This window comes from Marinobacter sp. 3-2 (genome assembly GCF_003751355.1).
Taxonomy (GTDB): domain Bacteria; phylum Pseudomonadota; class Gammaproteobacteria; order Pseudomonadales; family Oleiphilaceae; genus Marinobacter; species Marinobacter adhaerens.
This window is the reverse complement of record NZ_RJUQ01000011.1, coordinates 577,121-603,480: the sequence shown is the minus strand read 5'-3', so window position 1 is coordinate 603,480 and position 26,360 is coordinate 577,121. Positions and strand designations below refer to the sequence as shown.

Annotated in this window: 18 protein-coding genes; 12 read left to right on the top strand and 6 right to left on the bottom strand. The window is 57.4% G+C overall.

Going from position 1 to position 26,360, the window contains the following annotated elements:
* The first annotated feature begins 48 nt into the window (after window positions 1-48).
* The 8 genes from EDB94_RS04540 (at window position 49) to EDB94_RS04505 (ending at window position 12,205) form a co-directional block, all read left to right on the top strand.
* Window positions 49-708, top strand: coding sequence for a TetR/AcrR family transcriptional regulator (locus EDB94_RS04540; RefSeq protein WP_014577825.1), 660 nt, complete (start codon window positions 49-51; stop codon window positions 706-708).
* A gap of 204 nt (window positions 709-912) precedes the next feature.
* Complete coding sequence (locus tag EDB94_RS04535) at window positions 913-1,977, top strand: hypothetical protein (protein ID WP_108017579.1); 1,065 nt, start codon at window positions 913-915, stop codon at window positions 1,975-1,977.
* 58 nt (window positions 1,978-2,035) lie between these two features.
* Entirely contained in the window at window positions 2,036-3,046 is a 1,011-nt protein-coding gene (locus EDB94_RS04530) for a putative solute-binding protein (protein WP_108017578.1), read from the top strand.
* Between the two features lie 15 nt (window positions 3,047-3,061).
* Window positions 3,062-5,113: a TRAP transporter large permease subunit gene (locus EDB94_RS04525; RefSeq protein ID WP_108017577.1), complete on the top strand. Its 2,052-nt coding sequence runs from the start codon at window positions 3,062-3,064 to the stop codon at window positions 5,111-5,113.
* A 310-nt stretch (window positions 5,114-5,423) separates the two neighbouring features.
* Complete coding sequence (locus EDB94_RS04520; protein WP_181259004.1) at window positions 5,424-7,895, top strand: S8 family serine peptidase; 2,472 nt, start codon at window positions 5,424-5,426, stop codon at window positions 7,893-7,895.
* Window positions 7,895-8,368: a protease complex subunit PrcB family protein gene (locus tag EDB94_RS04515; RefSeq protein ID WP_041645392.1), complete on the top strand. Its 474-nt coding sequence runs from the start codon at window positions 7,895-7,897 to the stop codon at window positions 8,366-8,368. The genes EDB94_RS04520 and EDB94_RS04515 overlap by 1 nt, the downstream gene beginning before the upstream one ends.
* A gap of 67 nt (window positions 8,369-8,435) precedes the next feature.
* On the top strand, window positions 8,436-10,331 hold the full coding sequence (parE, locus tag EDB94_RS04510; RefSeq protein WP_008174087.1) for a DNA topoisomerase IV subunit B: 1,896 nt from the start codon (window positions 8,436-8,438) through the stop codon (window positions 10,329-10,331).
* 95 nt (window positions 10,332-10,426) lie between these two features.
* A complete protein-coding gene (locus EDB94_RS04505; protein ID WP_108017575.1) occupies window positions 10,427-12,205 on the top strand; it encodes an SLC13 family permease in 1,779 nt (592 codons plus the stop codon).
* Here EDB94_RS04505 and EDB94_RS04500 read toward each other — a convergent pair.
* The gene (locus EDB94_RS04500; RefSeq protein WP_108017574.1) at window positions 12,200-13,486 is read right to left on the bottom strand and encodes an EAL domain-containing protein; all 1,287 of its coding nucleotides are present in this window, start codon (window positions 13,484-13,486) and stop codon (window positions 12,200-12,202) included. The genes EDB94_RS04505 and EDB94_RS04500 overlap by 6 nt on opposite strands.
* A gap of 525 nt (window positions 13,487-14,011) precedes the next feature.
* Between EDB94_RS04500 and EDB94_RS04495 the strand changes: the two genes are divergently transcribed.
* Window positions 14,012-14,557: a cytochrome b gene (locus tag EDB94_RS04495; protein ID WP_108017573.1), complete on the top strand. Its 546-nt coding sequence runs from the start codon at window positions 14,012-14,014 to the stop codon at window positions 14,555-14,557.
* A 67-nt stretch (window positions 14,558-14,624) separates the two neighbouring features.
* Window positions 14,625-15,206, top strand: a complete 582-nt coding sequence (locus EDB94_RS04490) for a YceI family protein (protein ID WP_108017572.1) — start codon at window positions 14,625-14,627, stop codon at window positions 15,204-15,206.
* 34 nt (window positions 15,207-15,240) lie between these two features.
* Here EDB94_RS04490 and EDB94_RS04485 read toward each other — a convergent pair whose 3' ends face one another.
* Both EDB94_RS04485 and EDB94_RS04480 read right to left on the bottom strand, forming a co-directional pair.
* Complete coding sequence (locus EDB94_RS04485; protein ID WP_108017571.1) at window positions 15,241-16,878, bottom strand: methyl-accepting chemotaxis protein; 1,638 nt, start codon at window positions 16,876-16,878, stop codon at window positions 15,241-15,243.
* A gap of 126 nt (window positions 16,879-17,004) precedes the next feature.
* A complete protein-coding gene (locus EDB94_RS04480; protein ID WP_014577813.1) occupies window positions 17,005-17,247 on the bottom strand; it encodes a hypothetical protein in 243 nt (80 codons plus the stop codon).
* Window positions 17,248-17,526: 279 nt separating this feature from the next.
* Between EDB94_RS04480 and parC the strand changes: the two genes are divergently transcribed.
* The gene (gene parC / locus EDB94_RS04475; protein ID WP_108017570.1) at window positions 17,527-19,836 is read left to right on the top strand and encodes a DNA topoisomerase IV subunit A; all 2,310 of its coding nucleotides are present in this window, start codon (window positions 17,527-17,529) and stop codon (window positions 19,834-19,836) included.
* Window positions 19,829-21,061 carry a phosphoserine phosphatase SerB gene (serB, locus tag EDB94_RS04470; protein WP_014577810.1) on the top strand — a complete coding sequence of 411 codons (1,233 nt, stop codon included), beginning with the start codon at window positions 19,829-19,831 and terminating at the stop codon, window positions 21,059-21,061. Before parC ends, serB begins: the two co-directional genes overlap by 8 nt.
* 11 nt (window positions 21,062-21,072) lie before the next feature.
* Here the strand turns inward: serB and EDB94_RS04465 are convergent, their stop codons facing one another.
* From EDB94_RS04465 to epmB, 3 genes are all read right to left on the bottom strand, one after another.
* Window positions 21,073-23,157, bottom strand: a complete 2,085-nt coding sequence (locus EDB94_RS04465; RefSeq protein ID WP_108017569.1) for an EAL domain-containing protein — start codon at window positions 23,155-23,157, stop codon at window positions 21,073-21,075.
* A gap of 108 nt (window positions 23,158-23,265) precedes the next feature.
* Window positions 23,266-25,071, bottom strand: a complete 1,806-nt coding sequence (locus tag EDB94_RS04460; RefSeq protein ID WP_108017568.1) for a GTPase — start codon at window positions 25,069-25,071, stop codon at window positions 23,266-23,268.
* 222 nt (window positions 25,072-25,293) lie between these two features.
* Window positions 25,294-26,334 carry an EF-P beta-lysylation protein EpmB gene (gene epmB, locus EDB94_RS04455; protein ID WP_108017567.1) on the bottom strand — a complete coding sequence of 347 codons (1,041 nt, stop codon included), beginning with the start codon at window positions 26,332-26,334 and terminating at the stop codon, window positions 25,294-25,296.
* Between the last annotated feature and the right edge of the window lie 26 nt (window positions 26,335-26,360).

Here is a 26,360-nt window from a genome sequence, read left to right as displayed (position 1 = left end):
CACGATGGAGATGACAATACCAAGCAAGCGCTTGGTTTGTAAACAGGCATGTTTCAGGTAGAATTAAAGGCCTCTTATGCCAACCGGGTAGCCGTAGTGAGCCAGAACCAGATCCTCCAGTCCCTGATCGCAGAAAACCTTGTGTCAGACCCCAAAGGCGCTCGCGGCCGTCTGCTCACTGAGGCGGCACGGCTTTTCCGGGAAAAAGGCTACGAGCGCACTACAGTTCGTGATCTTGCCGCTGCCGTGGGTATTCAATCCGGCAGCCTGTTCCACCACTTTCGAACCAAGGAAGAGATCCTCAAGGCAGTGATGGTAGAAACCATCCGGCTGAACACCGCGCTCATGCAGGCGGCTCTGGAAGCCGCCGATACCAGCAGGCAGAAGCTTCGTGGACTGATCCGCGCGGAACTTGAATCTATCAATGGCCAGACCGGCGAAGCGATGGCGGTCCTGGTATTTGAATGGCGGAGTCTGTCGGCCCCGTCCCAGGGCGAAGTGCTGGAGCTTCGGGACATCTACGAGAAACTGTGGCTGGATGTGCTGGAATCATTGAAGCGCGAGGGCGCGCTGGAGGCGGATCCGTTCGTTGTTCGACGGATGTTGACTGGCGCTCTCAGCTGGACAGTAACCTGGTACAAACCGGAGCGGGGAGGGCTGACACTGGATGGCCTGACCGATCAGGTAATGGCAATGATGGCTCTGTGAGCGGATTGGCGTTTTCAAAAGTCATTGTTTTATATCAATAATATTCTGGCAAAATCCTTTCCTTCCGGGCCATTGGCCCGATCGGCATAACAAAATCGGCATTCGAGCCATTTTTGTAGGACAGTTTTCACCGCATTCTTGCACCCGTTGACAAAAACCGAGTTCAGATCGGGCAAACAAAAACAACGTGATGCAGGGTGAAATATGATCTCCTCTCTGGCAAAGCTCGGACCGCATGTCTTTGCGGCTCGCCTCAAAGCTCTCTCGCTGGCAGCCGTTGCCATACTCACAGGTTGCTCGGCCAACCCCATCTACACCACCACCGGCGTTGTGCTCTCCAATTATTCGGAGGGCGAAGCCACGCCCTACGTGTTGCAGATGTCCGACACCCAGATGGCGTGTGCGCTGGGCGAGGGCGTGGATCCGCTGCTCTATTCCTTCTCGCGGGTCACCGATGCACCTGACACCACCGGCTCCCTGTTGATGCTTCTGGCAGGCAACTGTGCCGAGTACAAGGCCTGGGAAGCTGAGCTCGCCTATCTCAGAGCGGATTATGAGGGAGATGTGGAAGCGGCAAAGGACGCCAGGGAAGTGGCAAAGCGATTGAATGCGCTGACCGCGAAACGCCGGTATGCCTCCTTCAAACGAGCAATGGCCGCCTACGAGTTTGATCCCGCTGCTGAGCCCCTTGAATGCCCCTTTCTGTTCACCGAACAGGACGAAATCACCTTCCTGCTGGGCTTGCTGACCGGTATGCAGGCAATCGTAAACGATGCCAATTCCGGCGCCATGGCCGGAGTCCCCAGGAACATCGCTCCCCAGGCCGAGCGTGCCGCTACCTGTCTGGACAATGAAAAGTGGGGCGGTATGCCAAACGCCATCCGGGCCCTGGTCTGGCTGCTGCTGCCCGACACCCGTCCGGCTCTGGCGCCGGACCCCTGGCAGATGCTTGAGCACAGCCGGGAACTGGGGGTTGAAAAAGGCATGCGGGTTCCGCACGCGCTTCAAGCGGTCGCCGCCGAAACCTTTGGTCGCCCGGAAAAGCTTGAGCAAGCCATCGCCAGTTTCGCCGAGGCCGATGCAACTATGGAGGTCTGGGACGAGTACCGTCTGGTGGATGAAGTCGCGGCGGGCGTGGTGCGCTTTTCCTCTGACAAGCACTGGACCGCCAATTACGGCTATCGAACGCCGCAATCCTTCTTCGGCAGGATGAGCCCCGAGCGGCAAACCGACAACGTCGAAACCATGAATCTGGACGACCTGCTGTGAGGCAGGTTGCCGACATCCTCTGAAAACTGACAAACACAAGAATGACCCGGAGGTCGATATGATCCGCAAATCCCTCGCTGCCATGGCCCTTGTGGCCGCCGCTCCGCTGGCATCGGCACAGTCTGTTTCCATGTGCGTGTTCGATGTAATCGGCGCCAATGGCGACTTCTACAACTTCGTCAAAGACTATGCGCTAGAGATGAAGGGCCACGGCGTGGATTTCGAGCTGAAACCCTACACCGATGAGGGCGTGGCGATCGGTGATTTTAACGCCGGACAATGCGATGCCGTTGCCGCCACGGACATCCGGATTCGTCCATTCAACAAGTTCACGGGCAGCATCAGCGCTGTGGGAGCGCTGCCCACCTACGACAACCTGAAAACCTTGTTGGCCACGCTGGCGCAGCCGAAAGCCGCGCCATTGATGAAGGATAACGGTTACGAAGTGCTCGGTATCATACCGGTGGGTGCCGGTTACCTGTTTGTAAATGATCGCAGTATTGATACTGCCGGCGAGCTGGCGGGCAAGCGAATGGCAACTCTCGACTATCAGAAAGACGCGATTCACATGGTGAACTTCGTCAAAGCCACGGTCGTGCCCTCCGACATCACCAACTTCGCCGGCAAGTTTAACAACGGTTCGGTGGATACCGCCTATGCGCCGGCCTTTGCTTACGAAGCTCTGGAACTCTATAAGGGCATCGGCGAAAGCGGCGGGGTTGTGGACTATCCGCTGGCACAGCTGACGCTTCAGATGGTTGCCCGTGATGACGTGCTGGACGACGACACCGCCCAGAAAGCCCGTGAGGTTGCCTGGAATATGTTTCCTCAGGCCATGGGGCTGATTGAAGGCCAGGAAGCAGCCATTCCCGAAGAAAAATGGGTGCGCATTCCTGAAAAAGACATCCGCGGCTATCAGGAAATGTTCCGGGAGAACCGGATCGAGATGCGCGATGGCCTGAACGGGGCGCCGGATGTGTATCACCCGAAAATGATGGGGCTGCTCAGCAAGATCCGCTGTGCAAGTAACCCTGCTGCAGCCGAGTGCACCGCGGCCAACCGCGAATAACGGGGCGGAACCATCATGAACTGGCGAGCAATTACCGCTCCGGCAGCACGGACCCTATACCCCGTACATCGCATTTACGGGGCGGTTCTGCTGCTTCTCCTGCTGTTTACCCTGCTGCTGGGGATGGGCAACTCGCTCCATTCCCGGTTGCTCTGGGTCGGAGAACAGACCTGGCCGAACTATTATCTGCTGAATCCCGATGCGACAGAGCCGTCCTGTCAGCTGGAAATGGATGTTGATGCCGAAGTGGCTCGCCGGGTGGCCAATTACAAGCCCGACCCCGGTGATCTGTTCAGCTCACCGCCCAATCCCGATGCCATCCGCAAATCGCTACAGAGCAATCTGGAACTCTGCCAGCAGCAATACGACGTCTATGAACAGAACCTGGCCCACGCTACGCCAGCCCTAGGGGCGTTCAAGACGCTAGAGCAGGGACTTGCGAACTTCCTGCTCGAGAACATTGAGCTAACCAAGTACCTGTTCATTGCGATGTTCGCGATGGCTGCGGCAATCGCTGCGCTGGACACGGACCACATAGCGTTGCGCCTGCCCCGCAATCGAGCTGAATGGCGGCTGAGCCAGGGTGTGCAGTTTGTGGTTAATGGTCTGATGGTGCTGTCGCTGAACGCTTACCTGGGCAAGCTGGCCACGTCGCCGGGTTCGGACGGTACGATGAGCCTTCAATATGCCTGGGGCGGGGTCTTCGGCCTCTTCATGGTGATCAATGCAGTGCGCTTCCTGAACGTTCCGGAACGTATCCGCCCCGGCGGTCTTTCCGTCTCGTCCGGTCTGGTGATTCCTCTGTACTGTGCCATGGGCCTGATCGCCATGAGTTATTTCTTCCTGGTAGACGGGTATGCCTCGGGCCTGGCGATCTACTTTGGAATGATGTCCAACCTGTCATCCATGTTCATCAATATCGGCCTTTATGTGCTGGTGGGCATGATGCTGAAGCAGACCAGAATTCCCGAGCTCCTGCTCAATCTCATCAAACCTTTTAATCTGCCAGCGCCGATGCTGGCTTCGGTGATTATCTTCGCAACGGCGTTTCCGACAGCGTTCACCGGCGCATCGGGCATTTTCATCCTGGCCGTGGGTGGTGTTGTGTATGACGAGCTGCGCCGAGCCGGGGCAGGGCGGCAGCTTTCCCTGGCAACGACTGCCATGTCCGGAAGCCTCGGCGTGGTGCTCAACCCGTGCCTGCTGATCGTTGTTGTGGCGGCTCTCAATAAGGAAGTGACAACCACTGAGATGTACAGCTGGGGTTTCTGGGTCTTCATCATGTCGGCAACGCTGTTTTCACTGATTGTCTGCAAGACCCAGGGAAACTGGAAGCCTCGTCCGGCGCCCGGCGCTTTCCGTGCGGCTCTCTCGGAAAGCCGGGCCCTGCTGCCTTATGTGGCCGTGGCAGCTCTGGTTATCCTGTCGATCTGGGTTGTTCTCGGCTTGAAGTTCAACGAGTACAGCGCTCCTTTGATCCTGCCGCTGGTAATGCTCGCGCTGGTGTTGCTGGATTCCGGCCGGAGTCGTGGTGAGCAGGGCCAGACCCGTTCCCAGGTGTTCTGGGCACGCAGCTCGGCCGCTGCCAGCGATTCGGCAGTGCACATTGGCGCGCTGCTGGCGTTGATCGGGTTTTCCATCTGCCTGGGGGGAATCCTGGAGCGCTCCGATATCGTTCACGCGCTCTTCCCGGAGGACCTGACCAGTCCCTGGATCGCCATGCTGGTGATCGTCGTGATGCTCACAGTTATAGGCATGGTCATGGACCCGTTCGGCGCGGTAATCCTGGTGTCGGCGACCATTGCCCAGCCGGCGATCCAGCTGGGTATTGATCCGCTGCACTTCTGGATTGTGTGTCTGGTGGCATTTGAGCTCGGTTACCTGAGCCCGCCAGTGGCGCTGAACCACCTGCTCACCCGCCAAGTGGTGGGCGAGACTGAAGTACTGGCGGCAGAGCGCACAGGTTCCTTCTGGCATCGCTATGAGCGGTTGCTGCTGCCCCTGGCTGTGATGGGCCCCACACTGTTGTTCGTGGCCTTTGTGCCGATGCTGTTCTACGCGTTGTAATGTTGAAGTGAGATAAAGAAGGCCGCCTGAGGGAAACTACAGGCGGTTTTTTTGCATCTGGAATACAAGAGGAAACGTAGTTTGAACGAAACCGAACACTCGCAAGGAACGTGTTTGTTATACCCTAGGAAATAAAATCGATCTTCTGCCAGTGGCCTGACTTATGTCTTTTGGTGTCTCATCAAAATTGATCTCAGTTTTTTCAGCTCTATTTCTCCTCGTGGGTTGCGGAGGTGGCGGCGGTGGCGACAGCCTCGATTCGCAGGAGCCCGGGCTCGGCGGAACTATTTCTATCGAAAGTGGAACGCGAGTGGATTCGGATACGGCTGATGACAGTCGGGTCAATGAAGCGGTGTCCAACGATTCTTTCAGTACCGCCCAGTTAGTGCCTTCAACAGGTATTCTGGGTGGTTATTTGAGCGCTACTTCAGGCATCTACCCCGATTCCGGCGAGTTTATCTTCGAGTATTTCGCTGACGAGCAGGATACATTCCGCGCGGATCTCGCAGCGGGCAGCACGATTACCGTTCAGGTTTTCAGGGATTCTGATTTTTTAGCCCCCTCGATTAGCCTGTCGGTTGATCAGAGCGGCGCCTCGGACTCAGATTCCGGTGCCGGCGATACAGCCTTGATGGTCACTGCACCCGCAGAAGGGCCCGCGGAAATAAGTCTCCGAACAGCCGGTGGCGGTCCATTCCGGTACGTGCTGTCTGTTTCGACAACCGGCGTTACCAATTTTTCGAGCTCCTATTACAGCCAGCCGGAGTTTGTTCCGGACGAGGCCATTGTGGTGATGTCGCCGCAAGAGCAGGGGCGCCTGGATCCGCAGGGCCTCGCAGGAGCTTTGTCGGCCTCCTCTGCGAAATCACTGGGGCAGGGGGCCTGGCTAGTAAGGCGTGAACCTGTTGGTGCCGTCGCTTCCCAATCGTCCAGCGCTTCCGGGGCCTTGCGGGACCAGACCCTTCGTTGGATTACCAATCTGAAGTCGCAGCCGGGCGTGGAGGTGGCAGAGCCAAACTATATCTACCGGGCTCAGGCGGACCGTGATCTGTCATCTTTGCAATGGAATCTGCCTCTCATCAGTACGCCCCTTGCCTGGCAAGCGGCGCCGACCCTTGGTAACTCGGTTGGAGTGGCTGTGATGGACACCGGCCTGTTCACTTCCACTCCGCAAACCTATGGCGATTGGCACCTGGACCTGGACACCAATGTCATTCCGTTCAATTCCGGACGAATTCTCGATTATGTGTCTGCTGAAGTGGATATCGATCCACAGTTCAATGACCCCTTGGGCTATGACAACAACCCGGCTGATCCGGGTGACGGTAAACCTCAGAGCAGTAACTTCCATGGAACCCACGTTGCCGGCATTGTAGCTGCACTCAAGGATTCGGCCGGCGTAGACGGTGTTGCGCCGGCGGCAACACTCTGGCCCGTCAGAGTGCTTGGACGGGATGGTGCGGGCACTCTGGATGATCTTGTCGCGGCGGTAAATTGGGCTGCCGACAACCCCGATATCGATGTCATAAACCTGAGTCTGGGCGGCGTTGGCCCCAGCACCGTTCTGGAGGCAGCCATAAACCGGGCGGACTCAAATGGAAAGCTGGTTGTCGCTGCGGCTGGCAACCAGGGTACCGATGAGTTGACCTATCCAGCCGCCTTTGAGCGAGTTATTGGCGTTGGCGCAGTCGATGCGGGGAAGGTGCGCGCCTCATACTCCAATTTTGGTGGTTCAGTGGATCTTGTTGCGCCGGGCGGGGATGCGACCAGAGACGCGAATCTGGATGGTAACGCCGACCTGGTCATCAGCACCTGGGGGGTTGATGATGGTGGTGACTTTATCCGCTCCTATGCAGGATTACAGGGTACCTCAATGGCTGCTCCGCACGTTGCAGGCGTTTATGCCTTGATGAAAGGGGCAAACCCTGAGGGAGTTACTCCCGGCCAGTTTCGGGCCTGGATGGTCAGTGGTGTGCTGACAGAGAACGTAGGCAACAGTACCGAATATGGGGCTGGTCTGATAAATGCGCTCAAGTCAGTTGACGCGGCTCTGGACGGATCCGTGAGCACGATAGTCCTTTCTTCGCCTTCTGCCATCGAGTTTGACCGGGCACGCTTCAATAGCGAGCTTGATTTTACCGTTTATCCCGAAGGCGAATCTGTCGTGGTTGATAACGTTGCCTTCGATTCAACTTTGATTTCTCTAGATCCGGCGCTTTCGGCTGGCAGCTCTCTGCCGGGCTCGGTGGCCGTCTCGGTATTGGAGGAAAATGTCGATGACGGGCAGAGTTATGCGACGGCGATTCAGATTGACTACAGTGCTGGTGGCGAAACCGGAACCCTGAAGGTTCCAGTTTCGATAGACCTCAGGGAATTGGCTGATGAGCGAGACGCAGGTCGCCATTACGTACTGCTGGTAAGCCCTGATGAAAGCCGCGAAACCATCGAACAGCGCGTGGTGACGGCCCGCGATGGAAGTTACAGCTTCTCCTTCGACGACATAGAACCCGGGGAGTATTTCCTGGTGGCCGGAACGGACATGGACAACAACGGCTTTATTTGTGAGAGCGGTGAGGCCTGTGCCGAGTACCCGGTAAATGGCTTGCCAGAGAAGATCGTCATCGGGGAAGAGCGGGTCACCGGCGTTACTCTGAGCACGAGCTTCCGGCGCCCGACCATTGCTTCCATGGGTTTGCCCCGCACCGGCTTCGAGGGCTATCGTTTGAAAAAACCCGGGAGCACAGCTGCTGAGCCGGTGAGAAACCTGGAGGTCAATCGTTGATGCCCATTCACTTTCGCGCTGTCTGTCTTCTGGCAGCAACGCTGATGCTATCCGGATGTGCAAGCAGTCGTTCAGAAACCGCAGAAGGTGGGCCGCTAGCACGCCAGATCACGCAGTCGGCGCACTGTGGCCTTACGGCCCCCGGCCATGTTCATCTGGCAAGCCGTCAGGACGTTCAGAAGCTGGAAGCGTTGCCCGGGCGAAACCTCTCTCTCGAGGCGCTCAAAACTATTGAGTTTGAAAGAGAACACATCGTTTTGGCTTCAATTGGCCAGAAGCCAACCGGCGGCTACAGTGTCACCCTTGACTCCTCTGAGATCCGTGGCGGAACCCTGGAGCTGAGGGTCAGAGTGGCTGAACCCGCCCCTGGCACCATCGTCACCCAGGCGCTCACCACCCCCTGCGCGGTCATCGCGGTGACCGCTGAAGGCTGGGATGATATCCAGATCACCCGCGCCGAAAACAACCGTTGATCTTTCCTCACGAATCCCTAAGCTATGGCTCAGCTTTTCATATCAATCGCGGAGTCAGTTCCTGCCCATGAGCCAGCAACAATATAACGCCGATGCTATTGAAGTACTGAGCGGCCTGGATCCGGTGCGCAAGCGGCCGGGGATGTATACAGACACCAGTCGGCCCAATCACCTGGCGCAGGAAGTTATCGACAACAGTGTGGATGAGGCGCTGGCAGGGCACGCCAAACGCATCGACGTGGTGTTGTACAGCGATGGCTCGCTGAGCGTTGAAGATGACGGCCGCGGCATGCCCGTGGATTTGCACAAAGAGGAAGGCCTGCCTGGCGTTGAACTGATCCTTACCCGCCTGCACGCCGGCGGCAAATTCTCTCAGGGGAACTACAACTTTTCCGGTGGTCTCCACGGTGTCGGTGTATCCGTAGTCAACGCACTGTCCACCCATCTGGAAGTAACCATCAAGCGCGATGGCCAATTGCACCGGATGACGTTCGCCAATGGCGACAAAGCGTCCGAGCTTGAAGTGATCGATACCGTGGGCAAGCGCAACACCGGTACCCGCCTGAAGTTCAAGCCCGACGTAACCTATTTCGACAGCCCCAATTTTTCCGTTAGCCGGCTCCGCCATAACCTGAGGGCAAAGGCGGTTCTGTGTCCGGGCCTGACGGTTACTTTCCTCCAGGAAAAAACCGGGGAAAAAGACGAATGGTTTTACGAAGACGGGTTGCGGGACTACCTGCGCACGGCCCTTGCCGATATCGAGGTTGTGCCGCTTGAGCCGTTTACCGGCAGCTTTTCCGGAAACAAGGAAGCGGTGGACTGGGCCATCCAGTGGCTGCCCGAGGGCGGCGAAGCGATCATGGAAAGCTACGTAAACCTGATTCCCACGGCCCAGGGCGGCACCCATGTGAACGGGCTGCGTACCGGCCTGCTTGAAGCGATGCGCGAGTTCTGCGAGTTCCGCAACCTGCTACCCCGTGGCGTTAAGCTCTCTCCGGAAGATATCTGGGAACGGGCAGCCTATGTCCTGTCCTTCAAGATGCAGGAGCCCCAGTTCTCAGGGCAGACCAAAGAGCGTCTGTCTTCCCGTGAGGCCGCGGCCTTCATCTCCGGCGTGGTCAAGGATGCCTTCAGCCTTTGGCTCAACCAGCACACCGATGTGGCAGAAGCACTGGCCGAGCTCTTCATCAGCAATGCCCAGCGTCGGCTGCGAGCCAGCAAAAAGGTGGCCCGCAAGAAAGTCACCTCGGGCCCCGCACTCCCGGGTAAGCTGGCGGACTGTTCTGGTGGGGATACCGCCCGGTCCGAGCTGTTCCTCGTAGAAGGTGATTCTGCAGGCGGTTCCGCCAAGCAGGCCCGGGACCGGGAGTTTCAGGCGGTGATGCCGCTTCGGGGGAAAATCCTCAATACCTGGGAGGTTGATTCGGGCGAGATCCTGGCGTCCCAGGAAGTTCACGATATTGCCGTTGCCATTGGTGTAGATCCCGGTTCTGACCAGCTGGATGGCCTTCGGTACAACAAGATCTGCATCCTTGCTGATGCGGACTCGGATGGCCTTCACATTGCCACGCTGCTGTGCGCGTTGTTCGTCAAACACTTCCGCCCTGTGGTTGCCGCCGGCCATGTGTTCGTTGCCATGCCGCCGCTGTATCGGGTAGATCTGGGCAAGGAAACCTTCTACGCCCTGGATGAACATGAAAAGCAGGGCATTATCGACCGTATTGCCGCGGAGAAGCGCAAGGGCAAGATTTCGGTGACCCGCTTCAAGGGTCTGGGTGAGATGAACCCGCTTCAGCTGCGTGAGACCACCATGGCCCCGGACACCCGTCGCCTGGTCATGCTGACCATCGAAGACGGGGATGATACCGATAGCCGCATGGACATGTTGCTGGGCAAGAAGCGCGCATCCGATCGAAGGGCGTGGCTCGAGACCTACGGCAACATGGCGGACATCGAAGTTTAATATTCTATAAGATGCTATAAAAAGCATCCTTTATTCTTTCTCTGTCTTCTGCAAAGTCGTTATCCTGCCAGTTTTCTGATCGGGAAGAACCGTTGATGGACTGGCAGGGCTGGTTTGCGCTGGGCCTCGCAGGCACCGCGTTGATACTGATGAGTGCAGGGCGATTTGCGCCCCATCTGGTGATGATGGGTGTGCTCGTGGTGCTCAGTGCCAGCGGGATTGTGTCCGCGGACCAGGCGCTCGCCGGGTTCAGCAACAGTGGTCTGATCACCGTGGTTGCCATGTTTGTGGTGGCTGCGGGCATTCATCATTCCGGCGGTGTCGATCTGCTGGTGCATCACCTGCTTCGCAATCCCAAGACCGTTCGTTCTGCCCAGGCACGGATTGCCCTCCCGGTGTCCCTTCTCAGTGGTTTTCTCAACAACACCCCGGTTGTCGCCACCATGATCCCGGCGGTTCATGCGTGGTCCCGCAAGATCGGTATCTCACCGTCCAAATTGATGATTCCCCTGAGCTACTCCGCCATTCTCGGGGGTACCCTGACACTGATCGGCACCAGCACGAATCTGGTCGTCAACGGCCAGTACCAGCAGCTAACCGGCGAAGAGGGCTTCTCCATTTTCTCGATCACGGCGGTCGGGCTGCCGGTGGCGGTGATCGGCGTGGCCGCTTTGCTGCTGGTTATGCCCCGTGTGCTTCCGGATCGTAAGGATCAGCAGAAATTTGGCTCCATGAGGGAGTTTACCCTGGAGGTCGCGGTGTCGTTTGACGGGCCGCTGGTCGGCAAGACTGTTGGTGAAGCCGGGCTCCGGGAGCTTGAGCGGTTGTATCTGGTTGAGATCGAACGCGATGGCAGCGTGGTTACGGCGGTGCCCTCGGAGGAGCGACTCAGGGGTGGCGATCGTCTGGTGTTTGCCGGTGATACCCAGGCCATTTCTGACCTCCTGCGGATAAACGGTATCGTCCCCTCAGTCCATGAAGACGAGCCGAGTCTGAGCAAGGATCGGGCGGAACGGCGTCTGGTTGAAGCGGCATTGTCGCCTCAGTCCGATGTGTTGGGGCTGACCATTCGCGACGCCCGGTTCCGGGACCGTTACGGTGCGGTTGTGCTGGCCGTTGCCAGGGGTGGGGAGCGTGTTTCCGGCAACCTGGGGAATATCCGCCTCAAACCTGGCGATGTGCTGCTTCTCGAGGCCCGCCCCGCGTTTGTCAGCCGACAGCGCTATAACAAGGACTTCCTGCTCATTAATGACCTGGAAACCGAGACACCCCGGCATGACCGGGCGTGGCTGTCCTGGGGAATCCTGTTGGTGCTGGTGGGTCTCGCTGCCTGTGGCACCCTGAGCATGCTTAACGCGGCCCTGCTGGGCGCCGCAGGAATGATTCTGACTGGCTGCTGCTCGGTGGGCCAGGCCCAGAAGTCCGTGGATGTGCCGGTGATCCTTACCATTGCGGCCTCCTTTGCCATGGGCGCGGCTCTGGAACAGACCGGCGCGGCAGGCTTTGTGGCTGCAGGCATCCTTGAATTCAGTCAGGGCGACGTACTGTTAACGATCCTGCTGGTTTATCTCGTGGTGTCGGTCCTGACCGAGGTTATTACCAACAATGCGGCGGCGGTCCTGGTCATTCCCATCGTTCTGTCGATGACGAACAGTATGGGGGTGGCCGCCGAGCCGTTTGTGATTGCGGTGATGATGGCCGCGTCCGCCAGTTTTGCCACGCCGCTTGGGTACCAGACCAACATGATGGTATTCGGGCCTGGTGGTTACCGGTTCAGTGATTTCGTGCGGGTCGGTTTACCCATGAACGTGTTTATTGGTGCCGTTACCGTTGTGGTTATTGCCGTGGTCTACGACATCACTCCCGGTCTATGAGCGCTGTTCGGTCGGGTTGGCGAGAATGTCGCAGCACAGCACCTGAAGCTTGCCGCCCTGATAGTACCCCAGTGACAGGGTCACGCACATATAGGCTCCGGTGACGCAAAGGTAGGGGGCGGTTACGTGCAGGCTTTCCGGTTGAGCCAGCGCCTGGCGAAGGTACTGCTGGCGAAACCAGTCGGCGCTGCTGGTGCTCTCCAGGGGTTTGAAACGCGGGTCCATACTGCGTGTGCCCGCATCGGAAACCAGGGTGTCGTCCATCTGAACGCCCTTGTCGTCGACCAGGTAGCAGCGGGAAACGGCTGGGTGGTTCAACAATTCCAGACAGGATTGCTGCATGCTCATCCCGCTGCGAAGCTTCGTGATTGCGTGGTCGAAGAAGCCACTGAAAAAGTCCACCAGTTGCCGGGTCGGGTCCAGGGTAACCTGGTTGCGGGTTTTGTATTCCTGCAACAGATGATCGAAATCGGCGGGTGAGTGGGTCAGTTGGTCGAGGTCTGTGCTCGGTCTGCGGAAATAGAAGCCCTGAACGAAATCCACGCCCGCATCGATCGCAATCATTGCCTGATCACGGGTTTCCACGCCTTCCAGAAGAACCAGGCAGCCGGACTGGTGCAGCAGTGACACGATGCCGTTCAGAATCTGGCGTGCCTTGTGATCGTCTGTCGCACGGGTAAGCAGTTTTCGATCCAGTTTCACGATGTCGGGTGACAGGTTCCAGATTCGTTCGAAATTGGAGTGGCCGGCACCGAAATCATCAATGGCCGTCAGACAGCCCAGTTTCTTGTAATAGGCAACCGTTTCCCGAAGCCTTTCGGCGTCGTCTGTGGGTTGCTCAACAATTTCCATGACAATCCGGTGTGGAGGTAGGCCGGTTTTGGCCAGAAGCTGTCCGAAGAACGAATCGGCCTGGCTGCCGCTGGTTACCACCTGGGGCGAAACGTTGAGGAACAGCCAGTTCAGCTGATCGCGGATGCCGCTGTAATTGCGTATGTGCAGATAGCGGCAAAGCCGGTCAAGGAGAAGGTTCTCCGCCTCGGAGGCCGGTAGCTGGAACAGGTGCAGCGGCAGTACCGCGGAGTTATCCGTATCAAAGGCCCGGATCAGGGCCTCATAGCCGACGATACGCTTGTGTGAAATGCTGTAAATCGGCTGGAGTGCTGTTCTCAACGTCAGTCCGCGAAAATCTGCGGTCCATGTGTCACCGTCCCTGTTCAGCATAGGAGACAACAGGTCCACTTCCGGAGCTGTCAGCTTTTCAGGGAGGCGTCTCGACATAGATGATTCTGGTTGATTTAACGAACGCATCAGTCGCCCCAGTTTGGCGCCTGAACTGTCTTTTATCAGTACAGGTTTCGCCAGAAAAATCGGGAAGTTACTGATAGTTGGAAGGAAGATTGCCAAAAAAACGCGTTTATTACCACTGTTTCATGTAGAAACTGGAAACGGTTTGTATCTTTGAGGGTCTGCAAGGGGAAAGAAGAGAGGGGAGCCCAGCGGTCCGGACGGACCGCCAGAGAATCAGTTATTACTGGGTACAACCACGCTTTCGTCGAATTCGAGTTCCATGTCCTGTCCTCTCGGTCAATGAGGCCCCAGACGGGGCATTCAAGTATGGGCCAAGTTTATCGTTGCTATAATTTTGAACAATCCGTAAAACCCCTATGCGACCAAAGGCAAACGCCCGGGCGAATGGTCAGAATTTCTGATGTAGCGCTGCAAAAGATTTTGATTTTTTTCATACAACCAAGTTTCTAGACTTATCTCCAACGATGTAACCAGGGAACAGGGTGAATTTTCATCATGCAAATCAGGAATACCTCAGCCGACTACGGGCTTGTAACCATCGTGAATCACTGGGTCGTTGCTCTGGCTGTTTTCGGCCTGTTCGGGCTCGGCTTCTGGATGGTGGATTTGTCCTATTACGACGACTGGTATCGCCGAGGTCCGGATATTCATCGCAGCGTTGGCATACTGCTGTTTTTATTGATGCTTTTCCGGGTGGTCTGGAGAGCGGTGAATGTTTCGCCGGATCCGCTGGATGGGCACAAGCGCTGGGAGATTCGAAGCGCCCATGCGGCCCACCTTCTCCTGTACGTGCTGATTTTCGTCGCCATGGTCAGCGGCTACCTGATATCGACCGCCGACGGGTCTTCGATCAGCGTGTTCGGCTGGTTTGAAGTGCCATCGGTCACTGGCCAGATAAAGGGAATGGAGGACACCGCCGGAACCGTTCATTACTGGTCCACCTGGGCCATTGTCGGTCTTGCTGCCATTCACGCGGCTGGCGCCTTCAAACATCATTTGCTTGATCGCGACCGCACATTACGGCGTATGTTAGGAAAGTGACTGGCCGGCCGTTTAGTTATCGTTTAACGCCCGGAAGTCGGGCACCAATGCAATAAGGGAGATAACCATGAAAAAAGTTCTGCTTGCCTCGGCCGTGTCGATGGCGCTTGTAGGTGCAGTCAATGCTAACGAACACAGTGGCACCTATGCGTTTGATAAAAAGGGCGCCCATCAGTTCATAACCTTCAAGATTTCTCATCTTGGCTACAGCTGGCTTTACGGTCGATTCAACGATTTCGACGGCGAATTCGTTTACGACGCCGAGAACCCAGAAAACAGCACCGTTAACGTCACCATTGACACCGCGAGCGTGGATTCCAATCACGCCGAGCGGGACAAGCATCTTCGTAGTGAAGATTTCCTGTACGTCGACGAGTTTCCTGAGGCTTCCTTCAAGAGCAAGCGCGTTGTTCTGGATGAAGAAGGCGAGGCCGACATTATCGGCGACCTGACCCTCCGTGGTGTGACCAAAGAAGTGACCCTTGACGCGGAAATGCTGGGCCACGGGGAAGACCCGTGGGGTGGCTACCGCATGGGTTTTGAAGCTGAAACTGAGCTTCGCCTCAAGGACTTCGGCATCCAGATGGATCTCGGAAAGGCCTCCGAGACCGTCGAGATCATCATTTCTGTCGAGGGTATCCGGCAGTAATACTGGCTGACCCTGCCACTGTCAGATTCCGGGCCTAGACCCGGAATCTGCCTGTCTGACTTTCCAGTTCTCTCGCATAGCCTTCCAGGGACTCACTGATTCCGTCGATATCCCTCGACCGGCTTGCGCTCTCCGTAGCCAGATCGTTGATCTCGGTAATACTGCGGTTGATCTCATCCACAACCTGAGTCTGCTCCTCGGTGGCCGACGCGACACTGGTATTCACGTCTGCAATATTGGCCATGGCTTCAAGAATGGCCTTGAGCTCAGACTCCGCATCGGTGGCCAGCTTCTCGGTTTCGCTCGCCTCTTTGCTACCCGTTTCCATCACCGACACGATGTCGGCAACGCCAGCCTGCAACGTTGTGATCATTTTCTGAATATCTTCCGTCGACTGGCCGGTCCGTTGCGCCAGGGTCCTCACTTCATCGGCAACCACAGCAAAGCCGCGTCCCTGCTCACCGGCTCGCGCCGCCTCAATGGCAGCATTCAGCGCCAGCAGGTTGGTTTGTTCTGCGATGCCCCTGATAACGTCCAGCACGGATGTGATGTTGTCGGAATCGTCAGATAGCTTGCGGATAACCTCCACAGCTTTTGAAATCTGTGCGGCCAAACGATGCACCTGCTCTGAGGAGTTGCGGATAATTCGTGCGCCGTTCTTGCCCTTTTCTTCGGCATCGCGGGTAATCTCGGCCGCTCTTGAGGCATTACCGGCAACCTCTTCGATCGCACTCTGCATTTCGTTGATGGCTGTGGCGACCATGGAAATAGAGTCGGTCTGTCGAGTCACGCCATCATTGTTGTCCTTCGCCGCCCGGGCGAGATCCGTGGCTCCGGTGCCAAGCTCCCGGGTCAACTGCTGGATGGAACCAATCATGGATTGCAGGTTCTCGAGAACCAGGTTGAAGCTTTTTGCGAGTTTGCCCAGATCATCATCCATCTCCACAGGGATCCGCTGGGTCAGATCGCCTTCACCCTGGGCAATATTGTCCAGTTGATCCCGAAGCGCCGCGATAGAGCTGATGATCAATTTCAGGAACACGGCAAACAGCCCAATACTGATCAGGATAGCGACGGCTGTGATTAGCAGGATGGTTACCGAGCTGCTCTGGCCCTCTGAAGAGGCTTCACCCGCGCGAATCTGGGCACGTGCGTCAGCGTGAGCGCCGACCTCGTCGAAGTAATTTCTGAGATTGTCGAAGAGGTTGTTGGTTTCGCTGGCTGCCAGGGCTCTTGCCTGCTCCGGGTCCCCTGTTTCTGCCAGCTCAAGAACCCGTTGGGCGGATCCCAGCCAGCGCTCATAGGCAGCATCGAATCCTCGAGCAACGTCGGAGACGCCCGTACCCTCAAGCCTGCCAACTGCTGTGTTGAAGCGGTCCAGGGCCTGGCCGGCATTCTCGTCAAAACTGGCCAGGTAATTCTCGCCATTTTCATTGTTGGACTGGGCGTCCACATAGGCCATCTGGGCCACCAGCGCCTGGTAGAGATCCCGGTCGCCGTTGAGGATTTCGCTGACGGAAGGCAGATAGGTGTCGGCAATATTGTCAGTGTCGGATACCAGGTTTCGGACAGTGCTGACGGCAAACAGTCCGATAACAACCAGGGCGACAGCCGTGATAACGAAAGGCAAAGCAATTTTTACCCGGAGTCCCAGGCGCTTACCAAAATCCATACGTCTCTCCCGCATTGCCAGAATGGCTTATTGCCAAATATAGCACCGGGAAGACGGTTGATTTGAGAAACAGTAGAGAAATTGCTCCCGATCAGTTAGAAGTGACTTGCCGGGAGCATGGACAGGTTATCTGGAAGGGTCTGGTGATTCCCGGTGAGTGTCACCGGATTGGCAAAGGTGCCTCTGGCGCCAGAATTGTCCCGCGAAAATAACGACCCAGATCAGTAACCCTGCCCAGAGATAGGTCTCCGGAACCTGGAAACTGCCGCTGATTGCAAACTCAACCAGAAGCATCAGCGTCACCGCCAGAACCGCATTTACCAGGGCTGTCACCATGGCTTGCCCGCAGGCTTTGATGTTGGGTTTCATAGTGTTCCGCTTGTTAGAGATGTAAAACGGTCTTCTATTCACTGAAGAGGAGAATACGGCTCACCTTGAGGACACTCCATTCGGGAATTCCGCTATTGGAATCAGATGCCTGTGCAAGGGTGTGACGGTTTTGGCCAATAAATTCGCCGGTTGTTGGTGTATCGGCGCCGTGCTCCATATAATGTCCGCTCCCGTTTCTGCGTTGATTATTCCCGGCCCGGGAAGCAGGATCACGGACACTATTCAAATCAGGCAATACAGGCAATCAAAGAGGCATCCATGCCAGAGTTTCAGACAACGGATGAAGGCTTCGAGCGGGTTTCGCTCCGGGATTACACGGAAAAGGCCTATCTCGATTATTCCATGTACGTCATTCTCGACCGGGCACTTCCGAATGTCGGCGATGGCCTGAAACCGGTTCAGCGGCGAATCGTCTATGCCATGTCCGAGTTGGGACTGAAATCCACCTCGAAGTACAAGAAGTCTGCCCGTACCGTGGGTGATGTGCTGGGTAAGTTTCATCCCCATGGCGACAGCGCCTGTTATGAGGCCATGGTGCTCATGGCTCAGCCTTTTTCCTACCGCTACCCACTTGTAGACGGGCAGGGTAACTGGGGCTCCCCGGACGATCCCAAGTCCTTTGCTGCCATGCGCTATACCGAATCCCGCCTGGCACCGTTTGCGGAAGTTCTGCTGGGAGAGCTGGGGCAGGGAACGGTGGACTGGGTGCCCAACTTTGATGGCACCATGGATGAGCCGTCAGTGCTTCCGGCCCGGTTGCCCCATGTTCTGCTTAATGGCACCACCGGTATCGCCGTTGGTATGGCCACGGATATCCCGCCGCATAACGTTCGGGAAGTCACCGCAGCCTGCATACGCCTGCTGGACCAGCCGGAGTCGACGGTTGATGAACTCTGCGAGCACATCAAGGGCCCGGATTTTCCGACCCAGGCGGAAATCATTACCCCCCGCAAGGACATCCGTCAGATGTACGAAACCGGTCGCGGGTCGCTGCGGATGCGGGCCCGCTGGATCCGTGAGAGTGGTGAGATCGTGGTTACGGATCTGCCGCATCAGGTCTCTGGCAACCGGGTTCTGGAGCAGATTGCCCATCAGATGCAGACCAAGAAGCTACCGATGGTGGCGGACCTTCGTGACGAATCCGATCATGAAAACCCGACTCGCCTGGTGATCGTGCCCCGATCCAACCGGGTTGATCTGGATGGTTTGATGGCGCACCTGTTTGCCAGTACCGATCTGGAGAAAACCTATCGGGTGAACATCAATGTGATCGGTAACGATGGCCGACCGGGCGTGAAGGGTTTGCACCAGATCCTCACCGAATGGCTGACCTTCCGACGCACCACTGTCATCCGCCGGCTCCAGCACCGTCTGGACAAGGTTCTCGCTCGCCTGCATATCCTGGAAGGCTTGCTGATTGCCTACCTCAATATTGATGAAGTGATCGAGATCATCCGTACCGAAGACAAACCCAAGGCCGAGCTGATGGCCCGTTTCGGGTTGTCCGCCGATCAGGCCGAAGCCATCCTCGAACTGAAGCTGCGTCACCTGGCCAAGCTTGAGGAAATGAAAATCCGGGGCGAGCAGGATGAGCTCGCGGCTGAACGGGATGAGCTCCAATCCATTCTGGGTTCCGAGGATCGCCTGCGAGAACTTATCAAGAGCGAGATGCAAGCCGATGCCGAGACCTTTGGCGATGACCGTCGCTCACCGATAGTCGAGCGTGAGGAGGCCAAGGCATTCAGTGAAGTGGACCTGATCTCGAACGACCCCGTTACGGTTGTGCTGTCTGAAAAAGGCTGGGTTCGCGCCGCCAAGGGGCATGGCATTGAGCCGGAAGGTCTGAGTTATAAAGCCGGTGACCGTTTCTCCCTCGCGGCTCGGGGACGGAACAACCAGCAGGCGATATTCCTGGATTCTACCGGGCGGGCCTATTCCTTGATGGCTCACAGTTTTCCATCTGCCAGAGGCCAGGGTGAGCCGCTTACAGGGCGCATCAACCCGCCCTCCGGTGCCAGCTTCTCAGGCCTGTTGATGGGAGATCCGTCCCGTAAGGCGTTGCTGGTTACCGACGGTGGCTACGGGTTTGTTACGTCGCTGAACGACATGATCAGCAAGAACCGCAATGGCAAGGCAGTAGTCAGTGTCCCCAAGGGCGCGAAGATCATGCCTCCACTGACCATACCGACGACCGAGAAAACGCTGTATCTGGGGGCGGTGTCCAACGAGGGACGGATGCTGGTGTTCCCGCTGAGCGAATTGCCGGAACTGGCCAAGGGTAAAGGCAACAAGATCATCAGCATTCCCTCGGCCAGGGTTCAGAGCCGTGAAGAATATGTGGTGGCAGTAGCAGTCTTTGCCGAGGATGACCAGCTGGAGATACGCGCTGGTAAGCGCAAGATGGGGCTTCAGTTCAGTGATCTTGAACACTACCTCGGTGAACGAGGCCGCCGCGGCCACAAGCTGCCCAGAGGGCTGCAGCGGGTGGATGGCATTGACGTGATTCCTTCCGCCGCCCGAGCGCAGGAAGAAGCGGGCTCTGACAGCGAGGGTACCGATAGTGAGTGAACTGGTCCTGATTAACGTCTCAGGGCGTGACAAGCCCGGTCTGACGTCGGAAATCACTGGCATCATGGGGCGCTACGATGTGCGTATCCTGGATATCGGTCAGGCGGTGATCCACGACCACCTGACGTGGGGCATCCTGATCGAGATTCCGGATGAGTCCAAATCCTCGCCCGTCATTCGTGACCTGCTGTTCCGGCTACACGCTCTGGATCTGCAGGTCAGGTTCGCGCCGATCACCGTCGAGGAGTACCAATCCTGGGCCGCGGCCCGGAATCGGGCCTGCTACATCGTGACGCTGCTTGCCCGGGATATCAAAGCCGAGCAGATTGCCCGGGTTTCCGCCATCACGGCGCGTCATGGTCTGAACATCGATAACATCTCACGCCTGTCTGCCAGACCCTCGCTGAATGCCGCAGACAATCGCATCGCCTGTGTCGAGTTCTCGGTAAGAGGCACACCATCAGATCTTGAGAAACTGCGGGCGGATTTCCTGCACATCGCTGGCGAAATGAATGTGGATATCGCCTTCCAGGAAGATTCCATCTTCCGCCGCAATCGCCGGCTGGTGGTCTTTGACATGGATTCCACGTTGATCGAAGCCGAAGTGATCGACGAGCTGGCTGCGGAGGCCGGAGTCGGGGAGCAGGTGGCAGAGATTACCGAAAGGGCCATGCAGGGCGAGCTGGATTTCAGCCAGAGTTTTGCCGAGCGCCTGGCACTTCTGAAAGGCCTGGATGAATCGGTCCTCGAGGGAATCGCCTCGCGGTTGCGGATGACTGAGGGTGCAGAGCACCTGATCCTCAGTCTCAAGGCGCTGGGATATCGCACTGCAATCCTGTCGGGCGGCTTCACCTACTTTGCGCGCCACCTTCAGCGCAAACTCGGTATCGATTACATCTACGCCAATGAACTCGAGATTGAGGGTGGCAAGGTCACAGGCAAGGTTTCCGGGCAGATTGTCGACGGCAAGCGAAAGGCGGAACTGCTTTTGGAAATCGCCGAGAAAGAGCATATTTCCCGGGAACAGGTTATTGCCGTCGGTGATGGCGCCAACGACCTTCCGATGCTGAGCCAGGCAGGCCTGGGTGTGGCTTTCCGCGCCAAGCCCCTGGTCAAGGAATCAGCGCGCCACGCGATTTCGACGCTGGGGCTGGATGCGATCCTGTATCTGATTGGTTTCCGTGAGAGCGAAACCAATCAGAGTCTGGAAAACGCCGACTTCTGAGCCGTTCAGGCTCAGTTGTCGCCGAAGTCGTAGTTCATTTCAGGTACTGGTGCCTGCAGGTAGTAGCCCTGAATATAGTTCACGCCAGCCTGCCACAGGGTGGCGAGAACGCCGGCATTCTCTACCAGCGGGATGATGGTGAGCTTGCCGCTGGACTGCAGGCTCTTGACCATTTCCTTGACCTGTTCTTTGGCCTCGTCGCTCTTCTGGATTTCTTCCGTGAAGGAGCCATCGATCTTCACATAGTCCGTATCGATGTGTTTCAGGGTGTTGAACGGATTGAGGGCGCAGCCGAACTGGGAGATGGATACCTTGCAGTGAAGCTCGTGAACCGCCTTGGTGAAGTCTTTCGCCTGCTTCATGTAATTGTTGGCATCGCCTTCCCGGATCTGGAAGATCAGGGAATCGCCCGGCAGCCGTGCGGCTTTCAGGGCAACGCTCAGCCAGGGCGTGAAGGTTTTATCCTGCAGGGTTTCGGCCGTCACATTGAGGAACAGGCGGGTATCGTGGCCCCGTGAGCGATGGCTGGACAGCTGTTTGATGGTCTGCAGAATGACCCAGCGGTCAATCTTGATCGCGGTGTCGCTCGGACCTGTTGGCGGCAGGAAGTCATAGGGTGAGACTTCCTCATTGTCCTTGTCGAGCATGCGCACGAAGGCCTCGTAATGTTCCTCGCCTTCGCCACGCAGGTTGATGATTGGCTGGAACAGCAGCCGGAAGCGGTTTTCTTCCAGAGCCTTCTGAATCGCCTCCACTGAATTGCTTTGATCCAGAGTTTCGAAGTCGGCAGGGTTGTAGACCACCACACCGTTGCCCTCGGCATGACCCTCTAGCTTGCGTACTTCCGCCGATGCCGTATGTGCCCTGGCCATGAGTTCCTCGGCCTTCGGCGAATTCTCCGTAATCGCGGCAACACCGATGCTCACGGTCAGCTGGACCGTGCGGCCATTGATATCAAACAGATGGTCCTCAACCGCCTTGCGGATGCGCTCGGCGTGTCCTGCCATAGAAGACTCATCGCAAGGCTGGCTCAGCAGACTGAAGGCATCATCGCTCAATCGGGCCAAGGCAAGGTCTTCGCCGGCCTGCTCCTTGAGCAGGTTTGCCAGGTCGCCAAGCAGCAGGTCGGCGCCGGAAATGCCCACCTGGCCCTTCATGCTCATGAAGTTATCGAGGGCGATGTAGGCGAGTGCACCGGTTTCATTCTTCTTGCCGGCGTTGGCAATTGCTTCAGCGAGTGCATCCATCAGGTACTGACGATTATACAGCCCGGTCAGAAGGTCCTGGCTGCTGATCTGGCGCAGCTTTTCTTCCAGCTCTGCATCGCTGTGCTCTGGCTGCAGAACGATCTGCGTGCATTCCTCACCGTCGTAGGTGGCGGCCGAGACCGACATGGTCACGTTCAGTTCGTGGTCGTCGCTGCGTCGAGCCGTACAATTCATGGTCATGCCGTCTTCGCCCTTTTCGGCAAACGACTTCATGAATTCCTTGTACTTCTCCTGACTTTCCGGGGTGAGGGTGTCCAGCACCGGAACGCAGATTAGATCGTCGATGTCATCGTACCCGAGAAACTCCATGTACGACTGGTTGGCGTAGATGTGCATGCCATCATTGATGTAGGCAATCGCATCCTTGGAGCTTTCCAGCAGCAACTGGCACCGCTGTTCCGCTTCCCGCAGATGGGACTCCAGAACACGGCGCCGGCGACGTTCGTCAAGAGCTGCCAGCTCACGATTGACCTTCAGCACAATAAGATCGGTGTGCTCGAACGACACCGTATCCTGGGCGCCTGCCTTCATCATGCCTACTGTGCGCTCCCGGCTTTCTTGTTCCGTCAGGAGAATGAACGGAATGTCCTTGTCCATCCGGCGGATCATGGCGAGGGCGTCGTCGGCCGAAAATTCCTGCTCCAGGTCGCGGGCCAGAAGCAAATCCCAGTTTCCGGCCTTGAGCGTTTCTTCCAGATCTTCTTCCGAGGTGATTCTGTGGGCTCGGGTAGCCTTGCCGGAGTTGCGGAGGAGGCTGACCAGCGATTCGGCATCGTTTTGCGATGGATCCAGAATCAGCAGGTGTACGGTCGCGTTCTTTTTCTGCATTCGAAGGGCATCTCGTGATACACGGTTCATTCACTAACGCTGAATGATGCAGGGGTTGCCGATCAATAACAACCCTCTGCGGGCTTCCGGTGTCTCAGTTTGGAGACCTTATAGAGATGGCCAGAGCGAGTCGAATTCGTCCTCGCTGGCTCCGGATGATGCAGGCGGTGCGCCAGCATTCAGCGTTGCCGCGTTCTGCAGCTTGAGTTCGAACTGGCTGATGCTGCCAGTGGAGGACACCTTGCGAGACAACTGACCCTGATCTTCCCGGCCATCATGGAGCAGGGAGATGCGGCTCCCCGACTGGAATGGCAGGCGAGGCGTGATCAGTGTGGCTGACTGGTTGACCACGCTGATTTCCGGTAACAGCAGGCCGCGCAGGTATTCACTGCTGTTGCCCACTTTCTGGATCAGGCGCACGCCGCAGGGTGAAGCGCTCGGTGCGAGCAGCTCAATGCCCACCTGGGTGCCCTGGTTCTTGATCTGTCGAATCCAGCGCACCACCGCCACGCTCCAGGGATGTGAGCTTTGCTCACGAACGCCCAGCACCTCGCCGGCTTGCAATGACGGAGGCACATTGCTTTCCCATGCAACGCAGTAGCCACCGGGGCTGGTGTTGATCAGGAAAGAGTGGTGTGACTTTGGCCGGTTCCGGTCGGTCGACGGGGCCTGGGAGTTGCCGTAGGAACCCTTGAAGTTGATCGGCGTGTCGCCGGCGTGAAGCCGTTCGTCGCTGGGACTGGCGTCGTGGGCGCCTGACCAGGCGTCCTGCTTCTGGCGCGACGACCTTACGAACAGGTTTTCTTCTTCATGATGGCCGTTGTCGTTGCCATTCACGAATTCCGTAAAGGTTTTCTCACCGGCAATGAAGTAGTGCGCGGCTGTGAGGCCCACGCAGACTTCAAGGGACCCCTGGCTCGCGATACGGTTGAAGTTCCGCTTCGCGAGAATGCCGAGGGCCTGGCTGAGGTGGGTGAGCAGGGTGTCGCTTACCTTTGCCGGCACCTGAAGTTCGTGATCGGTATCTTTGTGCTCGCGACGGGCATGGAGCGTCTCCGACAGCATCGCCGAGAGATCCCGGGTATCAAAGCCGAAGCTGTCGTCACCTGGTTTCTGTTCGAGAAGGCTGCGGTAAACCGGCGGGTTGTCCCGTTCCATGTTGATTACAAACAGGCTGTCGTCCTCAACATCCGGTCCGCACCGGGTATGGTCCGTCCAGGATTCGAAGAGTTCATAGACGTGCAGAAGCTCAGCCTGTCGCAGCTGATTCGGGCGCGCACAGCCCAGCAGGAGGATACGCTTGTAGCTGTCGGCGACCGAGCTGGTGCGGCGATGCTGAAGTGTGTCGTCCTCCACCTGTATTACTGAGAGCTTGTTGCGGTGTGCAAACCGGAATAGACGGTGGCACTCCAGCCAGCTCTGGGCGGGGCTCGGGCAGTAGAGCTGGTGCGATCTCAGAATAGTTGCCGACAGCTCGGAAATGGCCCGGTGTGCGGCTGTGGCAATCTGGCGCCGATTCTTGTCCAGTCCCCCGTTGTCGATAAACTCCAGAACGCACAGCTTGTAGCCGCCGGCCAGATGTAATTGGAGCGCCTGGGACAGATTGGCGATCTTCCTTTGTTTTTCGGGCAGCGCCACGGCAAGACCGAGGTAGTGGCGGGAGAGCTCATTACAGACAAAATGAATCTTTTCCCGAATCAATTCCAGGAACTGCATGCGCTGCTGGGGCGCCAGGAAAAGGTGATTCAGTTCGATAATGGCGTGGTAGAGCTGTCGTGACACCTCGCCGATATTGGCCATCGGCAATTGGTCTATCCAGACCCGGAACGCCTTGGGCGTCGTGTCACAGAACGACAGGCTGGCCGTTTTCTGTTCGGGAACGCGGAGATCAGGTTTCAGGGTCTTACCTTCCATGAATGCATGCCAATGTCTGGACCACAGGTGGTATTCCGGGGTTGGCCCTGCCTGGCTGGCGGTTACCGGGTGTCCGCCGGCCTGTCAGGAAAACGCCGTAAATACATGTTTTTATCGTTAACGGTACTGGACTTTAAAGTAGCAAACCAGTCGTAAAAAGCGAGAAGATCATGAGTTGACAATCTTTGACAAGTGAATTTGGGCCGTTTTTTGCGAAACCGGTCACGGGAACAGGTTGATCGGGGTCTTGCTTTCCTTGCCAGGCTCTTCTCTCACCAGCTTCGGCACCAGAAAACCGGGCAGGCGCTTCAGCAGCTCACGCACCAGATTTCGGGCCTCATCATCGGATACGTCGAAATGGTGAGCGCCTGTCACCGGATCAAATGCGTGCAGGTAATAGGGTAGGACGCCCGCATCAAACAGGGTCTCGCTCAACTCTTCAAGCACCGCCGTTCGATCATTTACACCCCTGAGGATCACGCTCTGGTTCAGGAGCGTTGCGCCTGCGGCCCGGAGGTATCCGAGCGCACGGCGAGTGGGGCCGTCGATCTCTGCCGGGTGGTTGATGTGCAGGACAATCACTACCTGGAGCGGAGTCGTCGACAGCCACTTCAGTAACTCGTCGCAAACCCTCTGGGGAATCACAACTGGCAAGCGGGTATGCAGGCGCAGCCGGCGGACGTTGGGTATGCCGCTGATAGCGCTTGCCCACTGACTGAGTAGGCGATCATTGACGGCCAGGGGATCGCCGCCGCTGAAGATGACTTCGTTGATTTCCGGGCTGGCGCCAAGGGTATCAATTACCCGCTGCCGGTCGTGAGGGCTCAGGCGTTGCTCGTCGTACGGAAAGTGCCTGCGGAAGCAGTACCGGCAGTTGATCGCGCACTGTCCGGTTACCATGAGCAGGGCCCGGCTGCGGTACTTGCGGATGAGCCCGGTGGTGGCGATGGCGCCGGATTCTTCGAGAGGATCGCTGACAAAACCGGGCGCGTGGCCGGCTTCGTCGGCCAGCGGAAGCACCTGTCTGAGCAAAGGGTCGGCCGGATTGCCCTTCTCCATCCGGTTGAGGAAGGGTTCAGGTACCCGGATCTGAAAAAGCCGGTGGCCTTGTTCTGCCCCTGCAAGCCACGGTTCCTCGGGCAACTCCAGGCGGCGGAGCAGCTCCTTCGGCGACGTAACAGCGCCCGAAAGCAGTTGCTGCCAGCTGCGTTGTTCGTGGTCGGAAAGGTGGGCTTCTATACGGGCGGGGGTTCGCTGTATCATAACGCCCTTCGAATTCTAAACAGCAT